At 63.5% G+C, this 22,206-nt stretch carries 21 protein-coding genes; 14 read left to right on the top strand and 7 right to left on the bottom strand.

Features of this window, described 5'->3' with window-relative positions:
- Window positions 1-278 precede the first annotated feature (278 nt).
- Together JNB89_RS20605 and JNB89_RS20610 are read right to left on the bottom strand one after the other, a co-directional pair.
- Window positions 279-1,304: a serine/threonine protein kinase gene (locus JNB89_RS20605; RefSeq protein WP_220363443.1), complete on the bottom strand. Its 1,026-nt coding sequence runs from the start codon at window positions 1,302-1,304 to the stop codon at window positions 279-281.
- Between the two features lie 100 nt (window positions 1,305-1,404).
- A complete protein-coding gene (locus tag JNB89_RS20610) occupies window positions 1,405-1,617 on the bottom strand; it encodes a hypothetical protein (protein ID WP_006050502.1) in 213 nt (70 codons plus the stop codon).
- Window positions 1,618-2,077: 460 nt separating this feature from the next.
- Between JNB89_RS20610 and JNB89_RS20615 the strand changes: the two genes are divergently transcribed.
- On the top strand, window positions 2,078-3,289 hold the full coding sequence (locus JNB89_RS20615; RefSeq protein WP_220363444.1) for an MFS transporter: 1,212 nt from the start codon (window positions 2,078-2,080) through the stop codon (window positions 3,287-3,289).
- 302 nt (window positions 3,290-3,591) lie between these two features.
- Window positions 3,592-3,777, top strand: coding sequence for a hypothetical protein (locus JNB89_RS20620; protein WP_013337764.1), 186 nt, complete (start codon window positions 3,592-3,594; stop codon window positions 3,775-3,777).
- 80 nt (window positions 3,778-3,857) lie between these two features.
- On the opposite strand, the gene mgrA is transcribed toward JNB89_RS20620, so the two are convergent.
- Complete coding sequence (gene mgrA, locus JNB89_RS20625; RefSeq protein WP_135892445.1) at window positions 3,858-4,901, bottom strand: L-glyceraldehyde 3-phosphate reductase; 1,044 nt, start codon at window positions 4,899-4,901, stop codon at window positions 3,858-3,860.
- A 210-nt stretch (window positions 4,902-5,111) separates the two neighbouring features.
- Here mgrA and JNB89_RS20630 point away from each other — a divergent pair, with 210 nt between their 5' ends.
- Complete coding sequence (locus JNB89_RS20630) at window positions 5,112-5,318, top strand: DUF3185 family protein (protein ID WP_013337762.1); 207 nt, start codon at window positions 5,112-5,114, stop codon at window positions 5,316-5,318.
- 85 nt (window positions 5,319-5,403) lie between these two features.
- Here JNB89_RS20630 and JNB89_RS20635 read toward each other — a convergent pair whose 3' ends face one another.
- Complete coding sequence (locus tag JNB89_RS20635; RefSeq protein ID WP_220363445.1) at window positions 5,404-6,165, bottom strand: phytanoyl-CoA dioxygenase family protein; 762 nt, start codon at window positions 6,163-6,165, stop codon at window positions 5,404-5,406.
- Window positions 6,166-6,663: 498 nt separating this feature from the next.
- On the opposite strand from JNB89_RS20635, the gene JNB89_RS20640 reads away from it, so the two are divergent.
- Window positions 6,664-7,035 carry a hypothetical protein gene (locus tag JNB89_RS20640; protein WP_013337760.1) on the top strand — a complete coding sequence of 124 codons (372 nt, stop codon included), beginning with the start codon at window positions 6,664-6,666 and terminating at the stop codon, window positions 7,033-7,035.
- Window positions 7,036-7,322: 287 nt separating this feature from the next.
- Here JNB89_RS20640 and metK read toward each other — a convergent pair whose 3' ends face one another.
- Window positions 7,323-8,513 (bottom strand): methionine adenosyltransferase, encoded by a 1,191-nt coding sequence (gene metK, locus JNB89_RS20645; RefSeq protein WP_135892447.1) that lies wholly within the window; start codon window positions 8,511-8,513, stop codon window positions 7,323-7,325.
- Window positions 8,514-8,786: 273 nt separating this feature from the next.
- Between metK and JNB89_RS20650 the strand changes: the two genes are divergently transcribed.
- The 9 genes from JNB89_RS20650 to hslU all read left to right on the top strand — a co-directional run bounded on the left by JNB89_RS20650 (window position 8,787) and on the right by hslU (window position 18,438).
- Entirely contained in the window at window positions 8,787-9,671 is an 885-nt protein-coding gene (locus JNB89_RS20650; RefSeq protein ID WP_013337758.1) for a lipid A biosynthesis lauroyl acyltransferase, read from the top strand.
- Between the two features lie 99 nt (window positions 9,672-9,770).
- Window positions 9,771-10,634 (top strand): diaminopimelate epimerase, encoded by an 864-nt coding sequence (dapF, locus tag JNB89_RS20655; protein ID WP_013337757.1) that lies wholly within the window; start codon window positions 9,771-9,773, stop codon window positions 10,632-10,634.
- 117 nt (window positions 10,635-10,751) lie between these two features.
- Window positions 10,752-11,471, top strand: coding sequence for a DUF484 family protein (locus JNB89_RS20660; protein WP_220363446.1), 720 nt, complete (start codon window positions 10,752-10,754; stop codon window positions 11,469-11,471).
- An 81-nt stretch (window positions 11,472-11,552) separates the two neighbouring features.
- On the top strand, window positions 11,553-12,476 hold the full coding sequence (gene xerC / locus JNB89_RS20665) for a tyrosine recombinase XerC (RefSeq protein ID WP_220363447.1): 924 nt from the start codon (window positions 11,553-11,555) through the stop codon (window positions 12,474-12,476).
- A gap of 91 nt (window positions 12,477-12,567) precedes the next feature.
- A complete protein-coding gene (locus JNB89_RS20670; RefSeq protein WP_220363448.1) occupies window positions 12,568-13,770 on the top strand; it encodes a class I SAM-dependent rRNA methyltransferase in 1,203 nt (400 codons plus the stop codon).
- Between the two features lie 198 nt (window positions 13,771-13,968).
- Window positions 13,969-15,066 carry a CobW family GTP-binding protein gene (locus JNB89_RS20675; protein WP_220363449.1) on the top strand — a complete coding sequence of 366 codons (1,098 nt, stop codon included), beginning with the start codon at window positions 13,969-13,971 and terminating at the stop codon, window positions 15,064-15,066.
- Window positions 15,067-15,861: 795 nt separating this feature from the next.
- A complete protein-coding gene (gene dksA, locus JNB89_RS20680; protein WP_006050516.1) occupies window positions 15,862-16,281 on the top strand; it encodes an RNA polymerase-binding protein DksA in 420 nt (139 codons plus the stop codon).
- Between the two features lie 264 nt (window positions 16,282-16,545).
- Window positions 16,546-17,082: an ATP-dependent protease subunit HslV gene (gene hslV, locus JNB89_RS20685; RefSeq protein ID WP_013337752.1), complete on the top strand. Its 537-nt coding sequence runs from the start codon at window positions 16,546-16,548 to the stop codon at window positions 17,080-17,082.
- 9 nt (window positions 17,083-17,091) lie between these two features.
- A complete protein-coding gene (hslU, locus tag JNB89_RS20690) occupies window positions 17,092-18,438 on the top strand; it encodes an ATP-dependent protease ATPase subunit HslU (protein WP_220363450.1) in 1,347 nt (448 codons plus the stop codon).
- Window positions 18,439-18,591: 153 nt separating this feature from the next.
- On the opposite strand, the gene JNB89_RS20695 is transcribed toward hslU, so the two are convergent.
- On the bottom strand, window positions 18,592-19,134 hold the full coding sequence (locus JNB89_RS20695; protein WP_006050519.1) for a response regulator transcription factor: 543 nt from the start codon (window positions 19,132-19,134) through the stop codon (window positions 18,592-18,594).
- Window positions 19,131-20,441 (bottom strand): ATP-binding protein, encoded by a 1,311-nt coding sequence (locus tag JNB89_RS20700; RefSeq protein WP_135892456.1) that lies wholly within the window; start codon window positions 20,439-20,441, stop codon window positions 19,131-19,133. The genes JNB89_RS20695 and JNB89_RS20700 overlap by 4 nt, the downstream gene beginning before the upstream one ends.
- 106 nt (window positions 20,442-20,547) lie before the next feature.
- Here JNB89_RS20700 and JNB89_RS20705 point away from each other — a divergent pair, with 106 nt between their 5' ends.
- Window positions 20,548-22,176: a tetratricopeptide repeat protein gene (locus tag JNB89_RS20705; protein ID WP_220363451.1), complete on the top strand. Its 1,629-nt coding sequence runs from the start codon at window positions 20,548-20,550 to the stop codon at window positions 22,174-22,176.
- Window positions 22,177-22,206 lie beyond the last annotated feature (30 nt).

Raw genomic sequence — 22,206 nt, forward strand, 5'->3', positions numbered from 1 at the left:
TGACAGTCACAGAGGAGGAGAAATGTGACAGGAAGCTGGCGACGCCCTTCAATTGAGAATGGCTATCATTACACAATTGGCGCGTTTGCTCAATCGCGGCGTGACGGGCGTGTCGCTTCGGCGCTTCGGGATGTTTGGCGGCGCGGTTACAGAACGATGGGCGCGTGAGGCTTGCGCCCGGCGGATAGGATGCGCGATCAGCGCGTCAGCCATCCACGCGCACGCCCGCGCAGGCTACCGTGCGCCTATGCGCAATCGCGCGCGCCTGCCGACGCTTGCTAGACCGGCCACAGCGGCCCCTCCTGCATCGCACCCAACTGCTCGCGCATTTCGAGAATGCGGTCTTCCCAGTACCGCTGCGTGTTAAACCAGGGAAACGCCGCCGGGAACGCAGGATCGTCCCAGCGACGCGCGAGCCACGCCTGGTAGTGAATCAGGCGCAGCGTGCGCAACGCTTCGACCAGATGCAGCTCGCGCGGCTCGAAGTCGCAGAAGTCCTCGTAGCCCGCGAGCAGATCGGCGAGCGCACGCGACGCCTCGGCGGGCTCGCCCGGCAGCAGCAGCCACAAATCCTGCACGGCCGGGCCCATGCGGCTGTCGTCGAAGTCCACGAAATGCGGCCCCGCGTCGGTCCACAGCACATTGCTCGGATGACAGTCGCCGTGCATGCGCAGCGTGCGGATCTCGCCCGCGCGCTCAAAGGCACGCTCGACGCCTTCCAGCGCCAGATTGACGACGGTCTGCCAGGCGTCGCGCACGTCATCGGGAATGAAGCTGTGCGCAAGCAGGAAATCGCGCGGCTCGTAGCCGAACGTTTGAATGTCGAGCGCGGGGCGCTCCGTGTAGTGCTGCGTCTGCCCGACCGCATGAATCCGGCCGATAAAACGGCCCAGCCACTCGAGCGTATCGCGACGGTCGAGGTCCGGCGCGCGTCCGCCACGGCGCTCGAAAATCGAAAAACGGAAGCCCTCGAACGTATGCAGCGTGCGGCCTTCGAAGACGCGTGCCGGCACGGCGGGAATTTCCCGCGCAGCCAGCTCGGCGACGAACGCATGCTCTTCCAGAATGGCGGCGTCGCTCCAACGCTCGGGACGATAGAACTTGGCGACCACCGGCGGCCCGTCTTCCACGCCCACCTGATAAACGCGGTTTTCGTAGCTGTTGAGCGGCAGCATGCGCCCGTCGGTGCGCACGCCGACCGTGGCGAGCACGCTGTCGAGTGCATCGAGCACGAGCTCCGGCTGGAGCCGGGCGAAAGGCACGGTGCGCGCGGCGCCGTCCTGTGGATCGAGAATGTCGTTCATGCCCGCATTGTGCGCCGCGCGGCCGTCAAAGACGAGTGTCGCGCGATTTGCGGCGCGCGTCTGCGAGGTGAAACGGCAGACGCGCGATACCGCGACCGCGTTAATGCATCTGCGCGCTCGACGGACGCACCAGTTCGCCGGTGTCGATCAGGTCTTCGAGGAAAAAGGGTTCGGTGTTCAGTTGCGGCGAAGCGCCGGGCTCGCCGGCATACCACGCCACCATGGCCATGTCGCCGAGAATGCGCATGACGATTCCGCGCGCGCCTTGTGGCACGGCGATATGCACCGATCGGACAATGGAACCGATTTGCATGATGTTTCCCCGTTCTCCCATAGCCGGCTTTATGGATTCTTGCCGGTCAAGGTGATGATAAAAGCGCCGCTTCGCCGGTAACGTTGCGTACGCACCCAAACTGCTGCGCGTGAATACGCGTGAGAGCTTCGAGTCATTGTTCCCGTTTTGCGGGGCCCTTGATAGCGGGAACTCAGGGCGTTTCACCCGTCGTTTCCGCGGATTCGTCGCGGCGCGCGGCGTCGCGACGAGACCATCATAAACCCTGCCGGGCGCAGACATCAAAAACGGTGCGCTTGCGCACCACTCGCGTGTTTTCGCACACCGCCGCGCCATTTTCAGCGTATCCTTAACTGCTTTGCAGGCGCGGCGTCTGGCGAATATCCGTCATGACGATACCGGACGGATACTGTGAAGTGCTCTGACTTCGCGGCCGTTTTGCGCTCTGTCTTTTCCGCATTTGGTCCTGGTTCTTTCTGTCGTGCCCAACGCATCCGATACGCCTTATCTTGAACGCGGCACCCGCGCCTACTGGCGCGCCAGCATCGCCCTGCTGTTTGCGGGCTACGCCACGTTTTCATTGCTGTATTGCGTGCAGCCGCTGTTGCCGTCGTTTTCGTCGGCGTTCAACGTGACGCCTGCGCAAAGCAGCCTCACCGTCTCGCTTTCGACGGCGGCGCTCGCGTTCTCCATCTTCACGGCGGGCTTCGTCTCCGAAGGCTGGAGCCGTCACAAGCTGATGACGATGTCGTTGACCGTTTCGGCGCTGTTGACCATCGGCGTGTCGATTGCGCCGCAGTGGCATCAACTGCTCGTGTTGCGCGCGCTCGAAGGTCTTGCGCTCGGCGGCGTGCCGGCTGTCGCCATGGCCTATCTCGCTGAGGAAGTGCACCCCGACGGTCTCGGCCTCGCGATGGGTTTGTATGTCGGCGGCACCGCCATCGGCGGAATGGCGGGGCGCGTGATCACCGGCGTGGTCGCCGATCTGTTCTCGTGGCGCGTCGCGATCGGCACGATCGGCGTGCTCGGCCTTCTGTCGATGCTCGCGTTTCGCGCGCTGCTGCCGCCGTCGCGCCATTTCGTGCCGCGGCGCGGACTCGGCTTCACGCATCACCGCAGCGCGCTGTTGCGCCAGTTCACACGGCCGGGCTTGCCCTTGCTGTTCCTGCTCGGCTTCGTGCTGATGGGCAGCTTCGTCACGCTGTACAACTACATCGGCTACCGGCTGCTCGCGCCGCCGTACCGCCTGAGTCAGACGGAGATAGGCGCGATCTTCGTGGTGTATCTGACGGGCGTGGTCGCGTCGCCGTGGTCAGGCCGCATGGCCGACACGTTCGGGCGCGCCCGCGTACTCGCGGCGAGCTTGCTGCTGATGGGCGCGGGGCTCGCGCTCACCACATTCACCGCGCTTGCGGCGATTGTCGGCGGCATTGCGTGCGTGACGTTCGGGTTCTTTGCCGGACACGCGGTGGCAAGCGGCTGGGTCGGGCGTCTTGCGAAAGAGGCGAAGGGCCAGGCAGCCGCGCTCTACCTGCTTGCGTACTACATCGGCTCCAGCGTGGTCGGCTCATATGGCGGCCACATGTGGGCTGGTTTTGGATGGAGCGGCGTCGCCGCACTCGTTGCCGCGCTGCTCGTCATCGGCATGCTGGCGGCGCTCAGACTCGGCCGGCTAGACCCGGCTCACGGTTGAGCCGAACGCGCGGCGGCTGCGGCCGGACAGCGAGTGCCCCGGCGATTCGCGGCGCATCGAAAATCGATAAAAAGTAAGGGCTGCGTAAGCAAACGCTTCATTTTTTCGGCGCCTTTTTGCTGCGCCGCCATAACCGTTGCAAGCCTTGCGGGCGTTGAGTTCAGCGGTTTGCGAAGCGGCGTGAGCGGGCTTCGGCACACGGCTACGGCGCTTCTGGCGTCACCTATACTCGAATCGGGCGTCGGCAGCGCACAGCTCAATCAGAGTCGCTGCTTTCGCCGTCAAAATAAATGGAGACGAGTATGACGACCTACTTCACGATTGGCGACTTCATTCTGGTCATTCCGATGGCGCTGGCCGGGGCCCTGTTCGTCGGCGCGCTGCCTTGCAAGACGGAGTTGAGGCACAACGTGCTGCGTGTGCTCGGTGCGCTGCTCGGTGTCGTCTTCGCGGTGATGCTGGTGGAAGGTTTGCCCGCGCTCGTCTAGCGTCTGGAGCCTGGCGTCTGCGAAAAAAAAGCCGCCTTGACGGCGGCTTTGTCTTCGTTCGCGAGGCGGCGGCGCCGGGCTCAGATTGCCTGATCCGTCGACGGTTTCTCCCACAGGTTGATGCCGCCTTCGGTCGCATAGCGGTCGATCTCCGCGAGTTCCTCTTTCGAGAACGCGAGGTTCTTCAACGCACCGACGTTTTCACGCACCTGTTCCGCGCGGCTCGCGCCGATCAGCACCGAGGTCACGCGCGGATCGCGCAACGCCCATGCGAGCGCCATTTGCGCGAGGCTCTGGCCGCGACGTTGCGCGATTTCGTTCAGCTTGCGCACGTGCTCGATATTTTCCGCGCTCAAATGCTCCTGCTTCAGGGACGCGCCGCCGGGCTTGTTCACGCGCGCGTCCTGCGGCACGCCGTTCAGATACTTGCCGGTCAGCAGACCTTGCGCGAGCGGCGTGAACGCAATCGTGCCCGCGCCGACCTGTTCGAGCGTGTCGAGCAATTCGCGTTCTATCCAGCGATTGAGCATGTTGTACGCGGGCTGATGAATCAGGAGCGGCACCTTGTATTCGGCGAGCAGCTTCGTCATTTCGAGCGTCTTGCTTGCCGAGTACGACGAAATGCCGATGTACAGCGCCTTGCCCTGCTGTACGGCGCTCGCCAACGCACCCGCGGTTTCTTCGAGCGGCGTGTGCGCGTCGAAGCGATGCGAATAGAAGATGTCGACGTAGTCGAGCCCCATGCGCTTGAGGCTCTGATCCAGACTCGCGAGCACGTATTTGCGCGAGCCGCCGCCTTGTCCATATGGACCCGGCCACATATCCCAGCCGGCCTTCGAAGAAATCAGCAGTTCGTCGCGATAGGGCTTGAAGTCGTCCTTGAAATGCCGGCCGAAGTTGGTTTCGGCGCTGCCGTACGGCGGCCCGTAGTTGTTCGCCAGATCGAAGTGCGTGATGCCGAGATCGAACGCTGTGCGCAGAATTTCGCGCTGCGTGGAAAGCGGCGTAGTGTCGCCGAAGTTGTGCCACAAGCCGAGCGACAGCGCGGGAAGTTTGAGGCCCGACTTGCCGCACACGCGGTACTGCATGTCCGAATAGCGTTCGGAAGCTGCTTCGTAAGCCATTGCTGATGTCCTTGATGATGATGGCGCCCGGTGATCTCGGGCATGGGCAATCGCATGCTGCGGGAGGCGTGCTGCTGTGAGTTCGTTGTTGTATGTGGTCAGACCGCTATGGTAGCCAATCGACGCGCTGGCTGCAGAGCGCCACGCAGAGGATGGACGAGGGCTTTCACGTCCCCTACACTTTGCGCGGTCAAGCTTAGGGAGCGTTATATGACGAAGGCAATTTCAATTGCGCTGATTGTCGGCGGCGTACTGCTGCTGTACTTTGGCGGGCAGGCTTTCAATTCAGTGAGCAGCGACGTGTCGCGCGTCTTCACGGGCTCGCCGTCGAACAAGGCGATCATGCTGATTGTCGGCGGCGTGGTGGCCACGCTCGCGGGCATTACGGGTATGGCGTTGTCGGGGCGCAAGCGCTAAGCGCTGCGCGTGAAATGGCGGCGGCGTTGCGCGGGCGCGCGGGTTGTGCGCGCAACACGCCGCCGCAAAGCGTCAGCTGTCCGAATCAGAAAGCGATTTCAGGCTTCGCTGCCGAACGCGTGCCCGGCAACGGCACATTGCTCGCGCCGTGATAGGTGAACACCAGCGAGAATTTCACCTGATCGCTCAGGTTCTTGCCCGCGGAGTGCAGCGTATTGCAGTGGAAAAACACCACGTCCCCCGCTTTCAGTTCGGGCGATACGGCGGCGCGAATCCACTCCTGATTTTCTTCGAGGTCGGAGCGGAAGAACTTGGCCGCGTCAAAGCGCTCGCCCGTGAAGGCGGCGCTGTGCGAGCCCGGCACGAACCAGAGCGCGCCGTTGTCCACGGTTTCATTGCCGAGCGCGAGCCACACCGAAACCAGGTCGTCGCGCTCGAACGACCAGTAACGCACGTCGCGATGCCAGCCGGTCAGACTGCCATACGCCGGGTGTTTGGTCATCATGCAATTGTGATGCGCGCGGGATAGGCGCGGCTCTTCACCGAAATACAGCTCCATCCAGCCGCGAATTTCGGGCGCGGTTGCCCACTGCGCGAAACTGGCATCGCGCCCATATGCGTCCAGCAAGCGCCGCACGGTATGACCGCCGGGTGCGAGCTTGGAAGACGGCGCACCGGGATATTGCAGGTCCGCCTCGAACTCGATGGGCGCGGCGGCTTCCTCCAACTGACGTTGCGCGACCTGTTTCATTTGCTCGCAACGCTCTGCCGACACGAGGCCGGGCACGACGACAAAGCCCTGCTCACGCAGCGTGTGGATCTGCTCTTTCTTCGAATGGAGTGACATGGTGTTCCGTGAGCGTCGACTAACCGATCTTCGATTGTAAAACGGGCGCGATCATACCGCCTGCTGTTTCACCGCCGCGTTTCGTCGGAGGTTTGATGTAGATCTCCAGGCGTCGCACTAATTGCATGCGGCGCACAGGCTGCGCCCGCACGCCGGCTGTGCAACCGCGCACGCTAATCGTGCTGCGACAACAGGTGCCAGTTCGGGCCGCAGACGCCGCGCGGCTCGGTGAAAACCCGTACTCGCAGGGTAAAAACCGACTTTCAGACGTCATGAATCACGTGTAGCCTGCACGCATGTTGATCGCTACTCCCGCCTGCCTTTGCGTCTCACGGGCCTTGCAGCCCGAAGGCGCGATCCATCCCGGCATGTTTCATCGCGCAGTTCTTCACCCAGTTTCGGGCTTACGCGTCGTCCGTCGAGAGACCGCCATTGGCACACCTGGTGCTACTACTGGCGCACATTCCATCGCGCGACACGCTGCCTATCTGTAAAGCCATGCACACTCTCCTGAGCACACGTTTTACCCGCGCCGCCCTGAAAGCGGCCCGTCCGGCACGCCGTCACGTCGTGCGCGCGCTGCGTCATCACGCTACGCGCACGCGAGCCCTCGGCGAACAATGGCGCGACGCGAAAGCAGTCGACGGCATCCGCACCTGGTTCAACTCTTTCTTCTCCGCTTTGCGTATGCGCGGCGGTGCGCGCCCGCTGTCGCTGCGCACGCTGCTGCGCAAGCCCACACCGCTGCGTCTGACGACGACCCCACGCGCGCCCGTCGCGACGCGCTCGCAGCGCGCGAGCCGCCGTCCGCGCCGCATGTCCACGAGCGGCAGCACCGGCTGGTTTGCGTTCGCCTTCGCGACGCGCTAGAGCTATAGCTAGAGCGAGAAAGCGCGCCTGCCAGCGTCGCGACAATGCGCCTGAGCCGAGCGTGCACATGCACGGCTCAGCGCGATGTAACGTTTCCTGGCGTTTCCTGATGTGGCTGGCCGCGTCGATTCGACCTGGCGACGCGGGATGCGCAGCCAAACCACATACGCGGCGAATCAACGCCTCAAGAAAAACGGCCCGATCGGCGTAAAGCCGATCGGGCCGTTTCAGTCAGGCTGACTATCCGGTTTGAAAAAAACCGCCCTACGCGAGCGGCGGTTCTTTCGTTAGTCCGCCAATGCGGCGACCGGCTCCGTGCCGGCGGCTTCCGCCAACGCCAGCGCCTTGTCCGTGGCTTCCCACGTGAATTCCGGCTCTTCGCGGCCGAAGTGACCATAAGCTGCGCTCTTCTCGTAGACCGGACGCAGCAGATCGAGCATCTGGATGATGCCCTTCGGACGCAGATCGAAATGCTCCTGCACGAGACGCGTGATGGTGGCGTCCGACACGCGGCCGGTGCCGAACGTGTTGACCATGACCGAGGTCGGCTGCGCCACGCCGATTGCGTACGACACCTGGATCAGGCAGCGCGACGCAAGGCCCGCGGCCACGATGTTCTTTGCGACGTAGCGGCCGGCGTATGCAGCCGAGCGGTCGACCTTCGACGGATCCTTGCCCGAGAACGCGCCGCCGCCGTGGGGGGCCGCACCACCGTACGTGTCGACGATGATCTTGCGCCCCGTCAGACCGCAATCGCCTTGCGGGCCGCCGATCACAAACCGGCCGGTCGGGTTCACGAGGAACTTGATGTCGCCCTTGATGAGATTCGCCGGCAGCGTCGGCTTGATGACTTCTTCGATCACCGCTTCGCGCAGCGTGCCCAGATCAATGTCCGGCGAATGTTGCGTGGACAGCACGACCGTGTCGATGGAATGTGGCTTGCCGTCCACGTAACGCACGGTGACCTGCGACTTCGCGTCCGGACGCAGCCACGGCAGGCGGCCGTCGCGGCGCAGATTGGCCTGGCGTTCCACCAGACGATGCGACAGGTGGATCGGCAACGGCATCAGTTCCGGCGTTTCCTCGCACGCGTAACCGAACATCAGGCCCTGGTCGCCCGCGCCCTGATCGAGGTTGTTGTCGTGCGCGCGGTCCACGCCCTGCGCGATGTCCGGCGACTGCTTGTCGTACGCGACGAGCACGGCGCAGCCGCGGTAGTCGATACCGTAGTCGGTGTTGTCGTAGCCGATGCGCTTGATCGTGTTGCGCGCGATCTGAATGTAGTCGACGTTCGCGGTCGTGGTGATTTCACCCGCGAGCACCACCAGCCCGGTGTTGCACAGCGTTTCCGCCGCGACACGCGAGTATTTGTCCTGCGACAGGATGGCGTCGAGAATCGCGTCTGAGATCTGGTCCGCGACCTTGTCGGGATGGCCTTCAGAAACGGATTCGGAGGTGAAGAGATAGTCGTTTGCCACGTTGCAGACTCCTGTTTTGTGGTTACGGTTGATATTCACGTAGCCAGCTTCGGGAGCCTGAAGCGGCGACGCTTTAGCGGATTACCTTACCGGCCGGCGCGAATCACGTGGATCGCACCGCCTGGCTTCGCCCCGCAAGTTGTCTATTAACTCGGCGAAGCCCTTATTATAGCGACTTCCAATGATTGTCACAGAGTGCTCACGAGTGCGGTATTACGTCAACTTCACTGCTTTCCTGAACCCAGTCGCGCGCAAGGCCTTCCCGGAGGCCGCATGCTGAGCCGCTTCGGCCCCCGGCTCGCGATTGGCCTGCTCAAACTGTTTGCCCTGTTGCCCTATGGTTTCGTCGCGCGTCTGGGCGACGGACTCGGCTGGCTGCTGTATCAGATCCCGAGCCGGCGCAAGCGCATCGTCCACACTAATCTCAAGCTGTGCTTTCCCGAATGGAGCGACGAGCGCCGCGAAGAGGTCGCGCAAAAGCATTTCCGCCACGCGATCCGCAGCTATCTCGAGCGCAGCGTGCAGTGGTTCGGCTCGGCGAAGAAGCTGGAGAAGCTGATTCAGGTGGACAGCGCAATCGACCTGACCGACCCGAACCTGCCGCCCACCCTCTTTCTCGGCTTTCACTTCGTGGGTATCGAGGCGGGCTCGATCTTCCTCAATTACTCGCTCAAGCGCCAATGCGGCTCGCTTTATCAGCCGATGTCGAATCCCGAACTCGAGGAAGTCGCCAAGGCGGCGCGCGCACGTTTTGGCGCGGACATGGCGAGCCGCGCGGACAGCGCGCGCATCGTGCTGCGCTGGCTGCGCGAGCGCAAGCCGGTCATGCTGGGCGCCGACATGGACTACGGCGCGCGTAATTCGACTTTCGTGCCGTTCTTCGGCGTGCCCACCTGCACGCTGACCGCAGTGGGCCGGCTCGCGAAGGTCGGGCATGCGCAAGTCGTGCCGTTCATCGGCGAAGTGCTGCCGAACTACAAGGGTTATCGCCTGCGGGTGTTCAAGCCGTGGGACAACTACCCGACCGGCGACGACGACGCCGACGCGCGGCGCATGAACGCGTTTCTTGAAGAACAGATTCCTTCCATGCCCGAGCAGTACTACTGGGTCCACAAGCGTTTCAAAACACGGCCGCCGGGCGTGCCGGGCGTCTATTGAACGAAGCTGGCAAGGCGTGGAGTCGGCCTGCGAAGCAGCCACGCGGCGAAATACAGCGGCGTTCGGCTCACGGACAAGCGCGTCACTTACAATAGCGTGATGAAACTGAAATTCACCAAAATGCACGGCGCGGGTAACGACTTCGTCGTGCTCGACGGCTACACCCAACCGGTCAACCTGAGCCCGGCGCAGGTGCGCGCGCTCGCGGACCGGCACTTCGGCGTCGGTGCCGACCAATTGCTGCTGGTCGAAAAACCGACGGTGGAAGGCGTCGATTTCAGATATCGCATCTTCAATTGCGACGGCGGCGAAGTCGAGCATTGCGGCAACGGCGCGCGCTGCTTCGTGAAATTCGTGCGCGACAGCGGCCTGACCGATCAGCGCAGTGTCCGCGTGCAAGTGCAGAAAGGCACTATCACGCTCACCATGCAGGAAAACGGCGAAGTGCTTGTCGACATGGGCGCGCCGGTGTTCGAGCCGGAGCGCGTGCCGTTTGCGACCAAGGGTATCCAGGGCCGGCGCGAAGGAGCGGACACGCTGTGGCCGCTGGATGTGAACGGCACCACGCGCTGGATTTCGGTCGTGTCGATGGGCAATCCACACGCGGTGCAAGTGGTGGACGACGTAGAAGCATTCCCCGTGCTGGTCGAAGGTCCGGTGATCGAGCGCCATGCGCGTTTTCCGCAGCGGGTGAACGCGGGCTTCATGCAGATTGTCGGCCGCAGCGAAATCAAACTGCGCGTCTACGAGCGCGGCGCCGGCGAAACCCTGGCCTGCGGCACGGGCGCATGCGCGGCGGTGGCCGCGGGCATTCGCCGCGGACTGCTCGACTCGCCGGTGCTGGTTCATACGCATGGCGGCAAGCTCACTATCTCGTGGGACAGCAGTCAGGAAAGCGAACCGCTTTTGATGGCGGGCCCGGCCACCACCGTTTTCCAGGGCGAAATAGAACTGGCCGATTGAAGGTCGATTGAGGGTCGATTGAGCGCGGGCCGCTCAAGCGTTCCTGCACGATTCATTAACTCATTGATCGACGCGTCGCATGAAGGCGTCGTCCCCCGTAGTCCTTTAGCCGAAACCATGAACGATCGCGAAGTCGCCGAATATCTGCTCGCCAATCCCGAATTCTTCGCCGAACACGCGGAAGTGCTCGCGACCATCCGGCTCGCGAACCCACACGGCAAGGCCGCGGTGTCGCTGCAGGAGCGGCAGATGGAAATGCTGCGCGACAAGAACAAGCATCTCGAACGCCGTCTCGCCGAACTGCTGCGCTACGGCCACGAGAACGACAGCATCGCCGCCAAGTTCAACCGCTGGACCATCCGCGTGATGGCGGAGCGCGATCCGTACGCGCTGCCGCGCACTATCGCCAACGGCCTGCGCGAGATCTTCGACGTGCCGCAAGCGGCGCTGCGCGTCTGGGACGTTGCCGAGCCCTACGCACAGGCGGATTTTGCGCGCCACGTCGGCGAGGAAGTGCGAATCTTCGCGAACAGCCTGACGGCGCCTTACTGCGGCGCGAACACCGGCTTCGAGGCGGCGCAGTGGCTCGTCCCGGCAGCCGCGGCATCGGACGAGAACCCGGCGGGCGGCGCCGCGCCCGAGCCGGCGCACGCAACCGAATCGATTGCGCTGCTCGCATTGCGCGACCCCGAAGCCAGCGAAGACGCGCCGGTGTTCGGCCTGCTGGTAATGGGATCTGCGGACGCCCGGCGCTTTCACGACGGCATGGCCACGGACTTCCTCACGCAGATCGGCGCGCTGGCAAGCGCCGCGCTCAGCCGTTTGCTGCCGCGCTGAGCCGGCGAGCGCACGCGTCAGCCGCCGTCATCGCCCAGCCGCAGCCGCCAGCCACAGTCAGCGAGCCCAACACCGCCTATCGTGACCGAAACCGACTTCATCGCCGCTTATTTGTCGAACCTCGAACACGAGCGGCGGCTGTCGGCGCACACGTTGCGCGGCTACACGCACGAACTGGACGAATTGCGGCTGCTCGCGAAAGGCCGGCCGCTCCAGAGCCTCACCGCCGTCGACATTCGCGGCGCCGTGGCGCGCGCACATGCGGGCGGCCTCACGGCACGCTCGATCAGTCACCGCCTGTCGGCATGGCGCGCGTTTTACCGCTGGCTCGCGGGGCGCGTCGATCTGCCGGCCAATCCGGTTGCCACCGTGCGCGCGCCGAAGCAGCCCAAGACGTTGCCCAAGGCGCTGTCCGTCGACGACGCGAACCGCCTGATGGAAGCGCCGCCGGCCGCGTCGGCCGAAGGATTGCGCGATCACGCAATGCTCGAGCTCTTCTACTCGTCCGGGTTGCGTCTGGCGGAACTGGTCGGCCTCGACGTGCGTTTCGCCGACGCCGACGGCTACCGCTCGGCCGGCTGGCTCAAGCTCGATTCGGCGGAAGTGGAGGTGCTAGGCAAGGGCAACCGGCGCCGCATAGTGCCGGTCGGCAGCAAGGCGCTCGAAGCGCTGAACGCCTGGCTCGCGGTGCGCGACCAGATGGTCAGGCTCGACCCGCATCCGCTGTTTCTGTCGGCGCGCGGCAATCGCCTGTCGCCGAACGTGGTCCGGGAGCGCGTGAAGCGGGCGGCGCTGGTCGCCGGCATTCCCGCCAACGTGCATCCGCATGTGTTGCGGCATTCGTTCGCCACGCACGTGCTGCAGTCGAGCGGCGATCTGCGCGCCGTGCAGGAATTGCTCGGCCACGCGAGCATCACGGCAACGCAGGTGTACACGGGCCTCGACTTCCAGCACCTCGCGCGGGTCTACGATCAGGCGCATCCGCGCGCCAAAAAACGCGACTGACGCCGCTTCGGCGGCCGGACAACAGTCGCCGCCCCGCTTCATCCGCCGCGCGCGCAGCCGCTCGCACGGCCTCTTGCTCTGCTGACACCTCATGAATACCGTTACGCTCAAACCGTCTAAAGAAAAATCGCTGCTGCGCCGCCACCCGTGGGTCTATGCGAACGCCATCGACCGCATTGACGGCCATCCCGCGCCCGGCGCGACGGTGCTGGTGCGCGCGCACGACGGCCGGTTTCTCGCGCGCGCTGCGTACAGCCCGCACTCGCAGATCCGCGCGCGCGTGTGGAGTTTCGACGAGGCGGAGCCGATCGACCATGCTTTTTTCAAGCGCCGCGTGCAGCGCGCGCTCGCGCATCGTCAAGCGATGGTGCGCGACACCGGCGCGGTGCGGCTGATTTTCGGCGAAGCGGACGGCCTGCCGGGCCTGATCGTCGATCACTACGTCGCCGAGGACGAGGGCCAGCGCAGCCAGCTCGTCTGCCAGTTCATGGCGGCGGGCGTCGAGGCGTGGAAGGACGCGATTGTCGCCGCGCTCGTCGGTGCGACCGGTTGTCCGAACGTCTACGAGCGCTCGGACGTGTCGATTCGTCAGAAGGAAGGGCTCGAGCAGATCACCGGCGTGCTGGCGGGCGAAGCGCCGTCGGAAACCCTGATCGCCAGAGAAAACGGCGTGCGTTATCACGTCGACGTGCGCCACGGCCACAAGACGGGTTTCTACGTCGACCAGCGCGACAACCGCCTGCTGGTCCAGCAGTTTGCCGAGGGCCGCGAAGTGCTGAACTGCTTCTGCTACACCGGCGGCTTTTCGCTCGCGGCGCTCAAGGGCGGGGCGAAGCGGGTCGTGTCGATCGATTCGTCCGGCGAGGCTCTCGCGCTCGCGCAGCAGAACGTCGCCGCCAACGGCTTTGACGCAGAACGTGCGACCTGGCTCGACGCGGACGCTTTCAAGACGCTGCGCCGCCTGTACGACGAAGGGGAGCGTTTCGATCTGATCGTGCTCGATCCGCCGAAATTCGCGCCTTCGCGTGAACACGTGGACCGCGCGTCGCGCGCCTACAAGGACATCAACTTGACCGGGTTCAAGCTGCTGCGCCCGGGCGGCCTGCTTTTCACGTACTCGTGCTCCGGCGCAATCGATTCCGAGCTGTTCCAGAAGATCGTGGCAAGTGCCGCCGCGGACGCGCGCGTCGATGCGCGGATTCTCAAGCGGCTGGGCGCGGGCGTGGACCATCCTTTGCTGACAGCATTTCCGGAGGGTGAATATCTGAAAGGGCTGCTGTTGCAAATCGCCTGATCGCCCATAACTTCACGGTTATTTCGCATTCGGGCACGGCGCAGCGGCGTGTTGCGGCTACCGCCTGCCAGCGCCGCGCGGGCAGATATGTTTCAATAACCGGCTGGACGGGCTGCGCGCCGTGAGGCCGCCGCGCCCAACTCATGCATCCGGTATGCATACGATTACGCATCGTTTCACGACTAACAGGCGAACAACATGATTCCAGTCACCATCCTGACCGGCTTTCTCGGCAGCGGCAAAACCACCCTGCTCAAGCGCATCCTGAACGAAAAGCACGGCATGAAGATCGCCGTGATCGAAAACGAGTTCGGCGAAGAGAACATCGACAACGACATCCTCGTGCAGGACACGAGCGAGCAAATCATTCAGATGAGCAACGGCTGCATCTGCTGCACGATCCGCGGCGACCTCTCGCGCGTGCTCGGCGACCTCGCCGCGCAAAAGCAGTCAGGCAAGCTGGACTTCGACCGCGTGGTAATCGAGACCACCGGCCTCGCGAATCCCGGCCCGGTCGCGCAGACGTTCTTCATGGACGACCAGATCGCCGGCGAATTCCTGCTCGACGCGATCATCACGCTGGTCGACGCGAAGCACGCAAACCATCAGCTGGACGAGCACGAAGTCGTACAGCGCCAGGTGGGTTTCGCCGATCGGCTTTTCATCACGAAGTCAGATCTCGTCGACGAACAGCAACTCGCCGATCTGCGCCACCGCCTGCTGCATATGAATCCGAAGGCGGCGATCAAGGTGGTCAATTTCGGCGACGCGGACATCAAGGAAATTTTCGATCTGCGCGGCTTCAATCTGAATTCGAAGCTCGAGATCGACCCGGACTTCCTCGCCGAGGACGAGCACGCGCACAACCACGCTCATGCGCATGACGAGCACGGCCATACGCACGACCACCATCACGACCACGCAAATTGCGATCATGATCATGGCCATTGCGACCACGAAGGGCATCACCACGGCCACCATCATCACGCGCATCACGACGACAAGATCAAGTCGTTCGTGTACCGCAACGATCGCCCGTTCGATCCGAACAAGCTCGAAGATTTTCTCGGCGGCATTCTGCAGATCTACGGCGAGCACCTGCTGCGCTACAAGGGCGTGCTGTATATGAAGGGCGTCGACCGCAAAGTCGTATTCCAGGGCGTGCACCAGATGATGGGCAGCGACCTCGCGGCCAAGTGGCAGCCGGCCGAGAAGAAGACCAACAAGATGGTCTTTATCGGCATCGATTTGCCGCAAGACCTGATTACCGACGGCCTCGACGCCTGCCTCGTCTGAGCGTATCCATAGCGGATCGCAGGGCTGCGCGCCATTGATCTGCGAAAAGCCAGCGGCAGCGAGCGTGGCTGTCGTCTGGCTGTGAAGTGAGCGGTAAAGCGGTTCGTGAAGTTGGCTGTAGAGCGGCGGGCCTGGAGTGTGCCCGAAGCGCGCCGTGAAGCAGGCCTCAAGCTGGACCAAGCGGGCCGTGAAGCCGACTCTGGTTCGGGCTGTGACGCAGACTGTAAAGCGCGCAGCACGCACGACGCGGCAGCAAAGCGCCGCCGCGAAATGTGCGCTGGCGCACACGTGTGAAAAACGCGTGAAAACCCTGCTGTATTAGTGCATGTCCAACCATCGCTTTTTGACCGTTCGCGCGTTATATTTTCGGGATACCGGGGTGCCGCAGAGGGATTTCCACCAGTTGCGGCGCCGGATTGTGATTCAGTTACAATACGTGCCCACTGGAGAATGAGAACGATTTGCCCGGTCAGTGCGCGGTTTCTACGTATTGCGCGCCGGGCCTGAAGCGGCGCCGGAAAACCTTGTCCGGGGAACTCGCCGACAATGCCCGCGGCAGCCACAGGAGATTCGCTGCCAGGGAGCAAATACCTCAGGAGCATTTGAGAACCGGTTTCCAGAGGAGTTCGGCCCCGCATTGGCGTTGCGACGCCCGAGGGGGTGTGAGGCGCTTCGGCGTCACGACAGTTCATCGTCCGTGCCAGCCCTGTGCTCAACGTCCCAGGCGCCTTGCGGGCAATACGAAAGTGCGGGCACTATGTAAGAGTTTTGCCTCACATTGAAGAAGTAAGCCAGATGACGACGAAACGACTCTTGACCGAAGCCGAAATCCTGAAGATGAGCGACAAGGATTACATGAATGAGGATCAGCTCGCTTTCTTCAAGAACAAGCTCGAACAGCTGCAGGCGGAAATTCTCCGCAATGCCGGCCAGACCACCGAGAACCTGCGCGAAACCGTAATCGTGCCGGACCCGGCCGACCGCGCAACGATCGAGGAAGAGCATGCACTCGAGCTGCGCACGCGCGACCGCGAGCGCAAGCTGCTGAAGAAGGTGCAGCAGTCGCTCGCGCGCATCGACTCTGGCGACTACGGCTGGTGCGAAGAAACCGGTGAGCCCATCGGCATCCCGCGTCTGCTCGCCCGGCCCACGGCGACCCTGTCGCTGGAGGCGCAGGAGCGCCGCGAACTGCGCCAGAAGCTGTTCGGCGACTGAACGTCGGCGGCGCGGCTTCGGCGCCGCGCCCCACAACGCTGCTTCGTCGAGAGGCGCACGGTGATCCGTGCGCCTTTTTTCTTTTGCCCTATGCCATTTGCCGGCTCTTGATATGCCCGCGCGCGCCCTAAAATAATTCCGACATGCGCTGCACGAGCGCGCGAGCCGGGGCACTTCTCACGTCGCGCGCCGTCCGCTTCCAGGCATTCATGCGGTGGCGCATCGCGCTGCCGCGTCCTACCCGCTTTGCAAAGAGGAACGCATATGGAGCAATTTCACGGCACGACGATCGTCTCCGTGCGCCGCGGCGACCAGGTCGCGCTCGGCGGCGACGGTCAGGTGACGCTCGGCAACATCGTCATGAAAGGCGGTGCCAAGAAGGTCAGGCGCATCTATAACGGCAAGGTTCTGGTCGGCTTCGCGGGCGGCACAGCCGACGCGTTTTCGCTGCTCGACCGCTTCGAGGCCAAACTGGAAAAGCATCAGGGCAACCTCACGCGGGCCGCCGTGGAACTCGCGAAAGACTGGCGCACGGACCGCATGCTGCGCCGGCTCGAAGCCATGCTGATCACGGCCGACGCGACCACCACGCTCGTCATTACCGGTAACGGCGACGTGCTCGATCCTGAAGGCGGCATTTGCGCAATCGGCTCGGGCGGCGCTTACGCGCAGGCAGCGGCCAAGGCACTCGCGGACAACACCGCGTTGTCGCCGCGCGAAATCGTGGAGAAGTCGCTGGAGATTGCCGGCGACATGTGCATCTACACAAACCATAACCGCGTCATCGAGACGATCGAGTAAGGACCCACGATGAGCACCATGACCCCTGCCGAGATTGTCTCGGAACTCGACAAACACATCATTGGACAAGGCCGCGCGAAAAAGGCGGTTGCCGTGGCGCTGCGCAACCGCTGGCGCCGTCAGCAGGTGGAAGAGCCGCTGCGCCAGGAAATCACGCCGAAGAACATTCTGATGATCGGACCCACCGGCGTCGGCAAAACCGAAATTGCGCGGCGCCTCGCGAAGCTCGCGGACGCGCCGTTCATCAAGATCGAGGCCACCAAGTTCACCGAAGTCGGCTACGTGGGCCGCGACGTGGACAGCATCGTGCGCGATCTGATCGAGATTGCCGTCAAGCAGACGCGCGAGTCGGAAATGCGCAAGGTGCGAACCAAGGCCGAAGACCAGGCCGAAGACCGCATTCTCGACATCCTGCTGCCGAGCGCGCGTCCGGTCGGTTTCGGCTCGAGCTCGAGCGCCGTGGACACCGCCGACGAAGGCAGCACCACCCGCCAGACTTTCCGCAAACGTCTGCGCGAAGGCCTGCTGGACGACAAGGAAATCGAACTCGACGTGGAGCAGCCGCAAGTCGGCATGGACATCATGGGGCCGCCCGGCATGGAAGACATGACCGAGCAGATCCGCTCGATGTTCGCCAACATCGGCGGCGGCAAGAAAACGCGGCGCAAGATGAAGGTCAAGGAAGCGCTCAAGGTTCTCACCGACGAAGAAGCGGGCAAGATGCTCAATGACGAAGAGGTGAAAACCAAAGCCGTGCAAAACGTCGAGCAGAACGGCATTGTGTTCCTCGACGAAATCGACAAGATTGCTTCGCGCAGCGAAGCCGGCGGTGGCGAGGTGTCGCGCCAGGGCGTGCAGCGCGATCTGCTGCCGCTCGTGGAAGGCACCACGATCAACACCAAGTACGGCATGGTGAAGACAGACCACATTCTGTTCATCGCGAGCGGCGCGTTTCATCTTGCCAAGCCGAGCGATCTGATTCCCGAGCTGCAAGGGCGCTTCCCGATCCGGGTGGAACTCGACTCGCTGTCGGTGAACGACTTCGAGTCGATCCTGGTGTCGACGGACGCGAGCCTCGTCAAGCAATACCAGGCATTGCTCGCAACGGAAGACGTGCACCTCGAATTCGCCGACGACGGCATTCGCCGCCTTGCAGAAATCGCTTATGCGGTGAACGAAAAGACGGAGAACATCGGTGCGCGCCGTCTGTACACGGTTATCGAAAAGCTGCTCGAAGAAGTCTCGTTCTCCGCCGGCAATCATTCGGGCAACACGGTGAAGATCGACGCGGCGTATGTGGACCGTGCGCTAAACGAAGTAGCAGAAGACGAAGACCTGTCGCGCTACGTGCTGTGATGTGAAGCAGTAGTGCCGAAGCAGAAACGGGCTGCCTGTAGAAGGCAGCCCGTTTTTGTTTGGCGTCGGTGTATTTGCAAACGCCTGCGCCAGGCGCTTGCGTTTGCGACAGCCGCAATCCAATGCAAGCTCGAGCGCCAGCCAACGCGCCGCCTACTGCTTGACCGGCCGCTTCGCGAGTTTCCGCTGCAAGGTCCGGCGATGCATGTTCAACGCGCGCGCCGTGGCCGAAATATTGCCGCCATGCTCGGCGAGCACACGTTGGATGTGCTCCCACTCGAGCCGCGCAACGGAGAGCGGAGTAGGATGCTCGATCGCCTCTTCGGCTTGCAGCGCGCTCGCCTCGCTTTGCAGCGCAGACAAGATTGTTTCGACGTTGGCAGGCTTTGCCAGATAGTTGTCCGCGCCGTCTTTCACCGCCTGCACCGCGGTCGCAATGCTGGCATAGCCGGTCAGTACGAGCATGCGCGCGTCGGGTTGCAGGTCGCGCAACGGTGCGACCAGCGTGAGACCCGAATCGTTGCCAAGATGCAGATCCACCGTGATCTGGCTGAATTTCTGCTGGTTCGCAAGCCTGATTGCCTCGTCCGCATTGTGGGCTTCGCTCACCGTATAACCGCGCCGTGTCAAACCGCGGGCGAGAATGCCGGAGAACACCTCGTCGTCGTCGATCACCAGAAAATTCATTTCGCTCATGCCTGTTTCTCCGTGTTGGATGGCGCGGCGCCTTGACGGCCCGGGCCTGAAATTTTGCGCTCGGTAAGCGGCAGCCGCAAAACAGCGCGCGTGCCGCGCGGCCTGGCTGTATTGGCGTCCGTCAATTCGATGGATCCTTTCAGACGCGCCGCCGCCGAAAAGGCCAGATAGAGGCCAACACCATGCCCGCCCTGCGTGCTTTCCACCGGCATGGTCCCGAGTGAGCCGCGCAACGCGGCCGGAATGCCGGGGCCGGCGTCGCAGACTTCGAATTCGACCTGATCGCCGCGCGCGGTTAGCCTGCACGACAGCGTAACGTGATCGCGGCTCGCACGCGCCGCATTGTCGAGCAGAATCGTCAGGATCTGGCTGACGGCTACCGTGTCGTCAAGGCTGACATCCGCGGGCGGCGCGCCGAGCCGCTCGAACTTCACATGCGGATGGCGCAGGCGCCACTGGTCGGCAAACGATTCGAGCCACTCGCCCACCGGTTGACGATTAGTGGCGGTGGTTGCGCGGCTGCGCAACCTCGCAAGTGCCGACGTGCACAGGGACATCTGTTGCTCGAGCAGTTCGAGGTCGGCGCTGTAGGGCGCGAGCCCTTTGTCTGTGCGCGCCGCGTCGCGCAGTTCTTCGGACAGCATCGCAATTGTAGACAGAGGCGTGCCGATTTCGTGAGCGACTGTTGCCGCTTGCACCCCGAGCGCAACCGCGCGTTCGTCGTGAAGCAAGCGCTGCTGCGCCTCTCCGAGTGCTGCGTCACGTAGCCGCAGGGCTCTGGACATGCGCGCGACGAACCACGCGATCAGCCCCACGCTCACCATGAAGTTGACCCACATGCCGGCGCGGAAGTAGTCGAACAGATTCGCGGGATTGTCGAGATTCAAGGGCACCGAATCGAAACCGAGCACCGCGTAGCAGGCCACGGCGAAGGCGGCGAGCCAGGCCATGAGATGCCACGGCAGCACGGCGGCCGCAATTGCAAGCGAAGGCAGATACAGCGAAACAAACGGATTGGTGGTGCCGCCGGAGAGGAACAGCAAGGCGGACAACGCGCCCAGATCGACCCAGATCTGACCGAACAGCTCTATGTTCGACTCGGGCCGCTGCTGTGCGACGCGCCACCAGGTGAGCGCGTTGAAAATCACTTCGAGCGCAATGACGAGCAGCATGGCCGGCAACGGCAAATGCACGCCGATAAAAATCTGCACGACTGCGATGGTCAGCAACTGCCCGATGATCGCGAGACTGCGCAGCCAGAACAGATGGCCGAGATTCACGCGGCCGGTGTTGGTTATACGATGCATGACTTCAGTTTACCCGTTCGGACGCTTCCCAATGCTACGGCCACAGTGCGGCGCTACCATAGCCGCTTTGTCAGCGTGCGGGCCGGTCGTTCGGCCGTAATCAACCATGGTCAACTCTGACGCCTCGTCAGCTTTCCTTAATTTTATGCGGCAAGCCGCCTTAGCTCATCGCAGCGGCGCGCAGGAACTCGAAGCACAGGCGCTGCACGCGGCCGCGCAACTCCATTCGCTCGACGACGCCGCTCTCGCCTCGCTAACGCACACGCTGATCCAGCAGCAACGCCACGTCGACGCAATCGACCTGACCGCCATTATTGCGCAGCTCGACGAGCACAACGCCTCTGCGCATTTCCGTCTCGGCTACGCATTGCAAATGGCCGACCGGCACGGCGAAGCCGTTGCTCCGTATCAACGCGCGCTCGCCCTGGACCCGGCGTTGCCTTCTCTGCGCTGCAATCTCGCGGGCGCCCTTGCCTTCACCGGTCTTGATCTGGATCAACAAATCGCGCTGCTGGAAGAGGCGGTCAAGCAAGATCCGGCCGACGGCAACGCGTGGATCAATTTGACGAACGCCTATCGCAAGAACATGAATTTGCCGCGCGCGCTCGAAGCCGGCGAGCGCGCCGTGCATTGCGTGCCGCTCAGCCCGCTTGCGCACAACAACTATGCGCTGACGCTGCGCGAAGCGCAACGCTGGGACACGGCGGCTCAAGCCGCGCAAACTGCATGCGCGCTCGCCCCCACTGACGCGGCCATGCGTTCCAATCTCGCAATGCTGCAACTAATGCGCGGCGATTACGCAAACGGCTGGCTCTCGCACGAAGCGCGCTGGAGCGGCTCAGCGGAGTTGCGCGGCATTCGCCCCGCGCTGCGAGCTCCCACGTGGCGGGGCGAACCGCTTGCCGGCAAGACCTTGCTCGTGTGGGGCGAACAAGGCATGGGCGACGTGCTGCAATTCAGCCGCTACATCCCGCTCGTTGCCGAACGCGTGCACCGCGAGGGCGGCCGCCTCGCCTGGAACTCGTTTCCGCAAATGGGCGAGTTGCTCGTGCGCAGCCTGGGCGGGCATGTCGATCATTACTCGGCGGGCGGCGGCGTCGAGACGCTGCCGCCGTTCGACTTCGAGATTCCATTGCTGAGCCTGCCGCTCATCTTCGGCACCCGCGAGCCGACCATTCCGGCAGCAACACCGTATCTGCACGCAGACGCCGCCGCTGTCGAGCGCTGGCGCGACCGGTTTGCCGGCGAGCCGAGGCTCAAGGTCGGATTGACCTGGACCGGCAGCCACACGCACCAACGCAATCCGTTTCGCCGTGTCGGGTTGGAGCGCTATGCAAAGTACTTCGCGGGCATGCGCAACGTCGCGTTTTACTCGCTGCAGCCGGGCGCGGGCGATGAGGTGAACACCGCGCGGGCCGCCGGTCTGCCTATCAACGACTACACCGCCGAAATCGCCACGTTCGACGACACAGCCGCATGTGTCAGCGCGCTCGATCTCGTCATTACCGTGTGTACTTCGACCGCGCATCTGAGCGGCGCGCTCGGACAGCGCACGTGGGTGTTGCTCGACGTCAACCCGCACTGGGTGTGGCTGACCGAGCGGCGCGACAGCCCGTGGTATTCATCCGCGACGCTGTACCGTCAGCCGGCCTTCGCCGAATGGGAGCCGGCACTCGCTGCGCTCGCCCACGATCTGGCCGCGTTCGCGGCCCGGCACGTCGCCGCGCCACGCTAGCGTGGCCAGACGGACGTCACCGCGCGAAAA

Source organism: Paraburkholderia phenoliruptrix, from assembly GCF_019511605.1.
Taxonomy (GTDB): domain Bacteria; phylum Pseudomonadota; class Gammaproteobacteria; order Burkholderiales; family Burkholderiaceae; genus Paraburkholderia; species Paraburkholderia phenoliruptrix_A.

Excerpts from the sequence above, each read along its gene's own strand:
- JNB89_RS20640 (WP_013337760.1), top strand. The coding sequence starts at position 6,664 with ATGCACACTCTCCTGAGCACACGTTTTACCCGCGCCGCCCTGAAAGCG.
- JNB89_RS20675 (WP_220363449.1), top strand. The coding sequence starts at position 13,969 with ATGATTCCAGTCACCATCCTGACCGGCTTTCTCGGCAGCGGCAAAACC.
- JNB89_RS20700 (WP_135892456.1), bottom strand. The coding sequence starts at position 20,441 with ATGCATCGTATAACCAACACCGGCCGCGTGAATCTCGGCCATCTGTTC.
- hslU (WP_220363450.1), top strand. The coding sequence starts at position 17,092 with ATGAGCACCATGACCCCTGCCGAGATTGTCTCGGAACTCGACAAACAC.
- JNB89_RS20610 (WP_006050502.1), bottom strand. The coding sequence starts at position 1,617 with ATGCAAATCGGTTCCATTGTCCGATCGGTGCATATCGCCGTGCCACAA.
- mgrA (WP_135892445.1), bottom strand. The coding sequence starts at position 4,901 with ATGGCTTACGAAGCAGCTTCCGAACGCTATTCGGACATGCAGTACCGC.
- JNB89_RS20670 (WP_220363448.1), top strand. The coding sequence starts at position 12,568 with ATGAATACCGTTACGCTCAAACCGTCTAAAGAAAAATCGCTGCTGCGC.
- JNB89_RS20695 (WP_006050519.1), bottom strand. The coding sequence starts at position 19,134 with ATGAGCGAAATGAATTTTCTGGTGATCGACGACGACGAGGTGTTCTCC.
- dapF (WP_013337757.1), top strand. The coding sequence starts at position 9,771 with ATGAAACTGAAATTCACCAAAATGCACGGCGCGGGTAACGACTTCGTC.
- JNB89_RS20635 (WP_220363445.1), bottom strand. The coding sequence starts at position 6,165 with ATGTCACTCCATTCGAAGAAAGAGCAGATCCACACGCTGCGTGAGCAG.
- hslV (WP_013337752.1), top strand. The coding sequence starts at position 16,546 with ATGGAGCAATTTCACGGCACGACGATCGTCTCCGTGCGCCGCGGCGAC.
- JNB89_RS20705 (WP_220363451.1), top strand. The coding sequence starts at position 20,548 with ATGGTCAACTCTGACGCCTCGTCAGCTTTCCTTAATTTTATGCGGCAA.
- JNB89_RS20630 (WP_013337762.1), top strand. The coding sequence starts at position 5,112 with ATGACGAAGGCAATTTCAATTGCGCTGATTGTCGGCGGCGTACTGCTG.
- JNB89_RS20605 (WP_220363443.1), bottom strand. The coding sequence starts at position 1,304 with ATGAACGACATTCTCGATCCACAGGACGGCGCCGCGCGCACCGTGCCT.
- dksA (WP_006050516.1), top strand. The coding sequence starts at position 15,862 with ATGACGACGAAACGACTCTTGACCGAAGCCGAAATCCTGAAGATGAGC.
- JNB89_RS20660 (WP_220363446.1), top strand. The coding sequence starts at position 10,752 with ATGAACGATCGCGAAGTCGCCGAATATCTGCTCGCCAATCCCGAATTC.
- JNB89_RS20620 (WP_013337764.1), top strand. The coding sequence starts at position 3,592 with ATGACGACCTACTTCACGATTGGCGACTTCATTCTGGTCATTCCGATG.
- JNB89_RS20650 (WP_013337758.1), top strand. The coding sequence starts at position 8,787 with ATGCTGAGCCGCTTCGGCCCCCGGCTCGCGATTGGCCTGCTCAAACTG.